Below are 3,256 nucleotides of genomic sequence, written 5' to 3' on the forward strand. Positions count from 1 at the left end.
CGGGGACCGGCCCGATCGACCAGACGCTGATCGGCGACGGACAGAACATGTATCTGTTCTTCGCCGGGGACAACGGCAAGATCTACCGGGCCAGCATGCCGATCGGGAACTTCCCGGGCAGCTTCGGTTCGTCGTACACCACGATCATGAGTGACAGCACGAACAACCTGTTCGAGGCGCCGCAGGTGTACAAGGTTGCGGGTCAGAACCAGTACCTGATGATCGTCGAGGCCATCGGCAGCCAAGGCCGTTACTTCCGGTCGTTCACCGCCACCAGCCTGGGCGGTACGTGGACCCCGCAGGCCGCGACCGAGAGCAACCCGTTCGCGGGCAAGGCCAACAGCGGCGCCACCTGGACCAACGACATCAGCCACGGCGATCTCGTCCGCGCCACCGCTGACCAGACCATGACCATCGACCCGTGCAACCTGCAACTGCTCTACCAGGGCCGCTCGCCCAGCTCCGGCGGCGACTACGGCAAGCTGCCCTACCGGCCCGGCGTGCTCACCCTGCAGCGCTGAATGAGCGTCGCGGCCGGGGGGCGAATGCGCGCGCACCCCCGGCCGCGGCTGGACCTCAGCGCGGGACGACCCGTTCGATCGCCCACTCGCGCCAGCCGTCGAGCTTGTCCGACGCCGTCTGGAGCTGGTCGGCGACCGGGCCCGGGCCGGTCGAGCCCGGCGTCGTGCGGCCGGCGAGGGCGCTGCGGACCGACAGGACCTGGCGTACGGACGGGTCGAGGTGCTCGCTGACCGTCTTCAGGTCGTCGTCGCTGACGTCCTCGAGCTCGCACTCGCGGGCCGCGCACAGGGCGACGAGCCGGCCGGTGATCTCGTGGGCGTCACGGAACGGCACCCCCTTGCGGACCAGCCAGTCGGCGACCTCGGTGGCCAGCGAGAAGCCGACCGGCGCCGCCGCCGCGAGCCGGTCCACCCGTACGGTCATCGTGGAGATCATCCCGGCCAGCGCGGGCAGCAGCAGCTGCAGCGTGTCCACCGCGTCGAAGACCGGCTCCTTGTCCTCCTGCATGTCGCGGTCGTACGTCAGCGGCAGCCCCTTGAGCATGGTCAGCACCGCGACCAGGCCACCGATCAGCCGGCCGGCCTTGCCCCGGGCGAGCTCCGCGATGTCGGCGTTCTTCTTCTGCGGCATGATCGACGACCCGGTGGCGAACGCGTCGTCGAGGATCACCCAGCCGAACTCGGTGGAGGTCCAGAGCACGACCTCCTCGCCGAGCCGGGACAGGTGCACGCCGATCAGGCTGGTGATGAAGAGGAACTCGGCGACGAAGTCACGGTCCGCGACGCCGTCCATGGAATTCTGCACCGGCGCCTTGAAGCCGAGCTCCTTGGCGACGGCGGCCGGGTCCAGCGGCAGCGACGAGCCGGCCAGCGCGCCGGAGCCGAGCGGGGAGATCGCCGTACGCTCGTCCCAGTCGCGCATCCGCTCGAGGTCACGCAGCAGCGGCTGGACGTGGGCCAGCAACCAGTGGCCGAAGCTGACCGGCTGCGCGTGCTGCACGTGGGTCAGGCCCGGCGCCGGCGTGTCCACGTGCCGGCCGGCCTGCTCCATCAGCGCGTCGGCCAGCTCGACCACCGCCGCGGCCACCCCGCGGGCGTGATCCCGCAGGTAGAGCCGCAGGTCCGTGGCGACCTGGTCGTTGCGGGACCGGCCCGCGCGCAGCTTGCCGCCGAGCGCGCCGAGGCGTTCCAGCAGCCCGCGCTCCAGGGCGGTGTGCACGTCTTCGTCCTCGATCGTGGGGCGGAACTCCCCCGCCGCGCACGCCGACTCGAGGTCGTCGAGGGCCGCCAGCATCTGCCCGAGCTCGTCGGCGTCCAGCAGCCCCGCGCCGGCCAGCACCCGCGCGTGCGCCCGCGACGCGGCGATGTCGTACGGCGCCAGCCGCCAGTCGAAGTGCACGCTGACGCTCAGCCGCGCGAGCGCGTCGGCCGGTCCACCGGCGAACCGGCCACCCCACAGCCTGGTCGGACCTTCGGTCTCCGGCACTGCCTCACTCCTCACATTCAGCGGGGACCCCAACGATAGGGTCGTCCCCATGACGCTCGACCTGCACGATGATGTTGTCTCATTGACCCGCGCGCTCTGCGACATCCCCTCGGTCTCCGGCGCGGAGGCCGCGATCGCCGACGCGGTCGAGGCCGCGCTGCGCAAGCTGGGCCACCTCGAGGTGCTGCGCGACGGCGACGCCGTGGTGGCGCGGACGAACCTCGGACGGGACCGCCGCATCGTGCTCGCCGGGCACCTCGACACCGTGCCGATCAAGGACAACCTGCCCACCTGGACCACCGGGGAGGGCGACGCCGAGCTGCTGTACGGCCGCGGCACCTGCGACATGAAGGCCGGCCTGGCCACCCAGCTTCGCATCGCCGCGACCGTCACCGAGCCGCGGCACGACCTCACGTTCGTCTGCTACGACAACGAGGAGGTCGCCTCGGTGAAGAACGGGCTCGGCCGCCTCGTGCGCAACCACCCCGAGTGGCTGGCCGGCGACTTCGCCATCCTCGGCGAGCCCTCGAACGCCGCGGTCGAGGGCGGCTGCCAGGGCACGATGCGCGTCCGGATCACCCTGAAGGGCAGGGCCGCGCACACCGCCCGCTCGTGGCGCGGCGTCAACGCGATCCACGCCGCGGCGCCGATCCTCGCGATCCTCACCGCGTACGAGCCGCGCCGGCCGGTCGTCGACGGTCTGCAGTACCACGAAGGCCTCAACGCCGTGAACATCCAGGGCGGGCTCGCCGGCAACGTGGTCCCCGACGAGTGCGTCATCGACATCAACCACCGGTTCGCGCCCGACCGCACGATCGACGAGGCGTACGCGTACCTCCAGGAGGTCTTCGCCGGCTACGACCTGGAGATCCGGGACAAGGCGCCGGGCGCGCGGCCCGGCCTGAACCAGCCGGCCGCCGCGGAATTCCTGGCCGTGGTGGGCAAGGAACCCGCGGCGAAGTTCGGCTGGACCGACGTGTCCCGCTTCGCCGAGCTGGGCATCCCGGCGGTCAACTACGCGCCGGGCGACCCGCTGCTCGCCCACACCGACGACGAGCACGTCCCGGTCGCGGAGATCCGCGAGTGCGAACGCGTGCTCGCCACCTGGTTGAGCTGAGACTGTTACATGGCCTCGCTTCGCTCGGCGGGCACTGCGCCCCGGGAAGGTCGTTGTCGGGGTCACCGTTTTCCGGCCGGGAAAAAGCGCCCGTCCCGAAAAAAGCCCCCCCCACCAACCCGGGCGCCAGGC

The 3,256-nt window shown here is 71.4% G+C and carries 3 protein-coding genes; 2 read left to right on the forward strand and 1 reads right to left on the reverse strand.

Going from position 1 to position 3,256, the window contains the following annotated elements; genetic code table 11:
- Positions 1–521 (forward strand): non-reducing end alpha-L-arabinofuranosidase family hydrolase (locus IT780_RS21640; protein ID WP_267910115.1); only part of this gene is annotated, 521 nt, incomplete at its 5' end.
- A 55-nt stretch (positions 522–576) separates the two neighbouring features.
- On the opposite strand, the gene argH is transcribed toward IT780_RS21640, so the two are convergent.
- Positions 577–2,058 (reverse strand): argininosuccinate lyase, encoded by a 1,482-nt coding sequence (gene argH, locus IT780_RS21645; RefSeq protein WP_233413293.1) that lies wholly within the window; start codon positions 2,056–2,058, stop codon positions 577–579.
- On the opposite strand from argH, the gene dapE reads away from it, so the two are divergent.
- A complete protein-coding gene (gene dapE, locus IT780_RS21650; RefSeq protein WP_199513456.1) occupies positions 2,057–3,124 on the forward strand; it encodes a succinyl-diaminopimelate desuccinylase in 1,068 nt (355 codons plus the stop codon). The two genes, argH and dapE, sit on opposite strands and share 2 nt — an antisense overlap.
- Positions 3,125–3,256: the final 132 nt, after the last annotated feature.

It is taken from the genome of Nucisporomicrobium flavum, assembly GCF_016464385.1.
GTDB lineage: Bacteria > Actinomycetota > Actinomycetes > Mycobacteriales > Micromonosporaceae > Actinoplanes > Actinoplanes flavus_A.